Genomic DNA, 5,645 nt, shown 5'->3' on the forward strand with positions numbered 1-5,645 from the left:
CCTAACTTCTTTGCTCCAGTCGAATTTTGAGGTGGGAATTTTACTGCCCAGCAAATAGCGGGATAAATAAAAAACACGCCTTTCACAGCGTGTTTCATTGCTTCACATATACCTCAACAATTGGATTATCTTTATTATCTGCATGTAAACGTAYATTCTCTTCACCCGTATTATAAATGCTAGMTACCAGCATAACTGTTAACAAATTAGGKATTTTCSCRTCACTCCCATATTTTCGTTCAAGAGCTTCTGTATACTCGAAATCCAAATCACCCTGCACATATGTATACACTTCAAAACCATCTTCCAAATTACAAACTACTGTATCTATAATATCCGCTCCTACTTGCTTCTTCATTTCACCTCGCAATGCTTCAATAAATTCTTCCCAAGGAACTTCGTACGTCTGAAATTGATCTGTAGATTTCATTTCATTTCCTCCTCACTATATATCCTTTTCATATATTTCCCCTTTCCTATAACAATTATGATAGGTAGGTCATTCATACAAGCCGCACTTGTCCCCCTTACATATCGTATTACTGTAATGGGAAGGAGAAAAGAACATGCATAGAAAAAGATGTTATGATACATGCCAACGTTATTTCGGTAAAGTTGTTCGAATTGAAGATCGTGATGGTCGCATTCACTTAGGMAAAATAATAGAYGTAACAAAYGATTCTGTTTGGATTGARCCARTRCARCAGCGYTCATCTTTTGATACAGGATTYGGRTACYATRRCGCATATTCAAACGGCGGATGTGATATTTGCGGYGGTATTAGCAGATGTGATAACTGTGGATTTGGATGCGGTGGTGGATTCGATGGTGGATTTAGTGGCTGTGGATGCGGCGGTCGTGGTTGCGGTGGTTGTGACGGCGGTGGCTGGGGCCTTGAACTCGGATTTGGCTTTATTTTTGGAATTACTTTGGCTGCATTATTTTTCATCTAACATAGTAAAGAGTTGACTATCTCTAGCCAACTCTTTTTCTATTTTTCACATATAAAAATCCGATGCCCTAAAATATGTTGATACATAAGCAGTACTTGTTCGTGCTTCACCCACGCCTCATACAATTCTTCTGGAATAAACGGTGATACATTCCACTCTGGCTCTTCCACATGTCCTGCAACTGTTTCTGCAATAGTTCCGCCACCGGCAATTGTAATTCTTTTAAAATTTGCTGCTTTAAATAAATGAATCCACTCATTCTCAGTTAATAATTCTTTCATACCATATAACTGTCCAATCTTTTCTTCCTCTTTCTTCTCAATATGTTTTTCGGTAATCATTTCAATGACAACAAGCTTTCCATCCTTCTGTAATACACGATAACATTCCGAAATAACCTTTTCTTTATTTGTAAAAGCGAGTATAGATTCTCCAAGTACAAGCTCAAATGAATCATTTAAACACGGTAATCCTTCTACATCGCCTTGAATCAATTGTATATTTAAACCATCAAACAACCATCTATCTTTCGCTTTTTGAATCATAATTTCATTCTTTTCAACCGCTGTCACTTTATAACCCAATTCTTTTGTCATATACGCCGCTGTTTTCCCCGTGCCACAACCTATCTCAAGGACATTTGTTCCATGTCTAAGTGGCAATTGCGCTAATAATTGTTTTGTTAGCGTAAAGCCACCAGGATGAGCACTCCCAATTCCGTAATAAGCTAGAAAATCGATGTATGTGTTTCGTTTCATGGAATTCTCCCTTTTTTATTTTATATATTCCAGGAAGGAAGAAAAGTGCATAGAAAAAAGGGCGCATCACGCGCCCTCTCTCTTACTTATCTTCAGAAATATATGCCCATTTGTAGCTGTAATCTCCACCAACCGGATGGTGAATAATACCTTTTACTTTCGCTCTTTGAATAAGGGCATCACCACGTTGATATAACGGTGCAATTGCAGCATCTTCAAGTAACATTTTTTCAGCTTTCAGTAAGCTATCCCAGCGATCTTTCGTTTTCGTTAATAGCTCGCCTTTACCTTTTTCTACAATTTCATCATATTTCGGATTTGAATATCCAGTTTGGTTATGAGGTCCATTTGTAACGAACATATCAATGAATGTCATTGGATCTAAGTAGTCAGGTCCCCAACCAGCGTAAGATAAATCATAATCTAGATCTGATTCTAATTTTAATTTTTGTTTAAACGGTTGGTTTTTCAAATTCACTGTTAAGCCCGGTAAGTTCTTCTCTAGCTCACCTTTTAAGAACTCCCCTACTTTTTTTGCATTATCGCTATCGTAGTTTAATAGCTCAATCGTTACTTGCTCTTTTCCAAGTTCTTTTTTCGCTTTTTCCCAATGCTCTTTTGCTTTTTTCACATCTGTTTTTAAAATATCTCCGTTATCTTTACGGAAGTCTTTTCCATCTGGACTCTTCACAAATTCTTTTGGTACTAAGTAATCAGCAGGTGTAGATCCGTCATTTAAAATTACATTCGTTAAACCTTTTTTATCATACGCCATCGCAATCGCTAAACGTAAATCTTTGCTCTTTAATACTGTATCTTGATTACCACGTTTTTGGTTTAATCGTAAGAAGTACGTTGACGGTGTTTTTTGTGTAAAGAAATCTGGATTTGATTTATATTTGTCAACCATTTCAGATGTAAGTGCTGCACGATCGATTTGTCCACTTTCATATAAGTTGACACGTGTACCGCTATCTTTTACTACGTTAAAGTTGATTTCTTCTAATTTAACTGTTTTATTATCCCAGTATTGTGCATTTTTCTTTAACTTCCAACCTTCTTCATGTTTCCAGTCTGTTAATGTAAACGGTCCGTTATACAACGTTGTATCCGACTCTAAACCGTATTTTTCTCCTTTTTCTTTTACGAATTTTTCATTTAACGGATAGAATGTTCCGAATGAAGTTAATTCTACAAAGTAAGGAACTGGATTTTCTAATTCTACTTCTAATGTGTAGTCATCTACAGCTTTTACACCTAACGTATCAAGTGGTGCTTTCCCATCATTAATTGCTTTTGCGTTCTTTAAATCAAACATAATGTATGCATATTCCGCTGCTGTATTTTTATCTACCGCGCGTTTCCAAGCAAATACGAAATCCTTCGCTGTTACAGGTTCTCCATTTGACCATTTCGCATTTTTATTTAATGTGAATGTATATTTTTTACCATCATCACTCTTTTTATATGATTCAGCAACCCCTGGTGCTGCTTTATTATCTTTATCAAGTCGATATAAACCTTCCATTACGTTGTTTAAAGCAAGAAACGATACTTGGTCTGTCGCTTTAGAAGAATCCATAGATGGAATCTCTTGACTCTCTGTCAAATTAAGCACTTGCTTTGCTGCTAATTTTCCGCCTTCTTTTTCACTACTTTTCGGCGTTGTGTTCGTCTTTTCTTTTTCCCCTGATCCCGAGCAAGCTGTTAATGCCATACTCATTACTAGAACTGGTGCTACAACCGCTGTTAATTTTGTCATCTTTTTTCTCTTCATTTTTTTGTACCCTCCCCAATTATATGTACGATATTAACATTTAGAGATTCTCTATTAACTTTCGTTATCAGAAAATTCTTATTAATTAATATTCTACTATCTTTTTGAGTTTTGTAAAGTATTTTTGTAAATTTTCTAAATATTTATTTTTTTATTATAGTAACTTGTTGTTTTAATTACTATATGAATTATCCCCCGTCTACTATATGTAAACATATCCCCTCTTATTCTTCTCTATTGCCATGCTCTATATTTTTCTCAACAATATGAAATCTCTGCTATCATTTATCTATCCAATTGTTGAATTCCTTTCTAATTTCTATGTGCCTTATTCTCTTATTCATACAAAAAAAAGCATTTCAAAAGCATATTAGCCGCTTTTGAAATGCTTTCATGTTATTTCTTTCCGCCATCCTCAGTTACATACGCCCACTTAAAGCTATATTCTGGACTAATGTTGTGTTTCACAATTCCTTTTACATTCGGTTTCATTACATATGATCTTCCTGTTTGATATAAAGGAACTAATCCTGCATCTTCTTCAAGGAATAATTTTTCTGCTTTTCCTAACGTTTCCCAACGCTTCTTCGGATCAGACAGTAATTCATTACCTGCTTTTTGTACCATTTCATCGTATTTCGGGTTTGAATAACCCATTTGGTTATACGGGCTCTTCGATTCAAACATATCAATAAATGTCATTGGATCCGAATAATCTGGGCTCCAACCTGCAAATGAAACTTCGTAATCTTGCGCTGACTCTAATTTTAATTTTTGTTTGAATGGCTGAATTTTCGTGGTAACTGTTACACCTTTTAAGTTTTTCTCAATTTGATCTTTAAAATAATCGGCAATCTTTTTCGCAGTTCCATCATCATAGCTTAGTAATTCAATTGTAACTTGATCTTTTCCGAGTTCCTTTTTCGCCTCTTCCCAAGCTGCTGCGCCTTTTTTCACATCATATTTCAGACCATTTTTAAATGTATCTTGATAATCTTTACCATCCGGTCCCGTCGCAAGCCCTTTTGGAACCAATTGATCCGTTGCTTTTGATCCATTATTTAATATAACGTTTGCTAARCCYTTTTTATCAAYKGATAAYGCRATTGCTTCACGMAGYTTTTTACTCTTTAACGGTGTATCTTGTCCGTTACGCTTTTGATTTAAACGTAAGAAGTACGTACTTGCTTCTGAATACTCACCATATTCATCTTTRTTCGATTTATATTTATCTACGAATTCTCCTGATAGTAGTGTGAAATCAATTGATCCTGTATCATATAAATTYACYYTMGTAGCWRCTTCTTTTACTACACTATAATTAATTTCTTCTAATTTCACWGTCTTWTTATCCCAATAYTKATCATTTTTCTTCAACTKCCAACCTTGTTCATGTTTCCACGATGCCATTACAAATGGCCCGTTATACAATGTTGTATCTGCTTCTAAACCGAATTTCTCTCCTTTTTCTTTTACGAACTTTTCATTTAAAGGATAATATGACGGGAATGCTAMTAARTTTAAGAAGTACGGTACCGSTTKYTCTAATTCWACTTCWAGYGTAWRATCATCTACCGCYTTCRCTCCTAATTCAGTTCCAGGTTTCTCTCCTTTATTAATCGCTTCTGCATTTTTAATATAGTAAGCAATAAATGCATATTCTGCCGCTGTGTTTTTATCAAGTAAGCGCTGCCATCCATATACGAAATCTTTCGCTGTTACAGGCTCTCCATTTGACCATTTCGCATCTTTACGTAGTTTAAACGTATATTTTTTACCATCTTCGCTTTTCGTGCTTGATTCTGCAGCAGCCGGAATAGGCTTATTATCTTTATCAAGACGATATAACCCTTCCATCGTGTTCCCTAAAATTTGTGCCCCTAACGTATCAGTAGATTTAGAAGTGTCCATCGTCGGAATTTCTTGGTTTTCCGTACGATTTAATACTTGCTTCGCTGCATATTTAATATCAGATTTTTTTTCTTCCCCACTATTAGATGTAGTAGTCGCTTTCTTCTCTCCACCTGACCCAGAGCATGCTGTCAATGCAACACTCATTGCTAAAACTGGCACTACAACCGCTGTTAACTTTTTCATCTTTTTTCTCTTCATTTTTATACCCTCCCTAATTATATGTACATTACCAACCCTTAAGAG

The 5,645-nt window shown here is 35.6% G+C and carries 5 protein-coding genes; 1 reads left to right on the forward strand and 4 read right to left on the reverse strand.

Going from position 1 to position 5,645, the window contains the following annotated elements:
* Positions 1 to 94: 94 nt before the first annotated feature.
* Entirely contained in the window at positions 95 to 430 is a 336-nt protein-coding gene (locus AC1DJR_RS15660; RefSeq protein WP_477002968.1) for a hypothetical protein, read from the reverse strand.
* A 136-nt stretch (positions 431 to 566) separates the two neighbouring features.
* On the opposite strand from AC1DJR_RS15660, the gene AC1DJR_RS15665 reads away from it, so the two are divergent.
* On the forward strand, positions 567 to 953 hold the full coding sequence (locus AC1DJR_RS15665; RefSeq protein ID WP_477002969.1) for a hypothetical protein: 387 nt from the start codon (positions 567 to 569) through the stop codon (positions 951 to 953).
* A gap of 38 nt (positions 954 to 991) precedes the next feature.
* On the opposite strand, the gene AC1DJR_RS15670 is transcribed toward AC1DJR_RS15665, so the two are convergent.
* The 3 genes from AC1DJR_RS15670 to AC1DJR_RS15680 all read right to left on the reverse strand — a co-directional run bounded on the left by AC1DJR_RS15670 (position 992) and on the right by AC1DJR_RS15680 (position 5,600).
* Complete coding sequence (locus AC1DJR_RS15670; RefSeq protein WP_429687870.1) at positions 992 to 1,711, reverse strand: class I SAM-dependent methyltransferase; 720 nt, start codon at positions 1,709 to 1,711, stop codon at positions 992 to 994.
* Positions 1,712 to 1,793: 82 nt separating this feature from the next.
* Positions 1,794 to 3,488, reverse strand: coding sequence for a peptide ABC transporter substrate-binding protein (locus AC1DJR_RS15675; RefSeq protein ID WP_429687869.1), 1,695 nt, complete (start codon positions 3,486 to 3,488; stop codon positions 1,794 to 1,796).
* Positions 3,489 to 3,884: 396 nt separating this feature from the next.
* Positions 3,885 to 5,600, reverse strand: coding sequence for a peptide ABC transporter substrate-binding protein (locus tag AC1DJR_RS15680; RefSeq protein WP_477002970.1), 1,716 nt, complete (start codon positions 5,598 to 5,600; stop codon positions 3,885 to 3,887).
* Between the last annotated feature and the right edge of the window lie 45 nt (positions 5,601 to 5,645).

The organism is Bacillus sp. 05T31, from assembly GCF_056396725.1.

What these genes read in the sequence shown, in the direction of transcription:
- AC1DJR_RS15675 (WP_429687869.1), bottom strand. Translation starts at nt 3,488, where the DNA reads ATGAAGAGAAAAAAGATGACAAAATTAACAGCGGTTGTAGCACCAGTT.
- AC1DJR_RS15670 (WP_429687870.1), bottom strand. Translation starts at nt 1,711, where the DNA reads ATGAAACGAAACACATACATCGATTTTCTAGCTTATTACGGAATTGGG.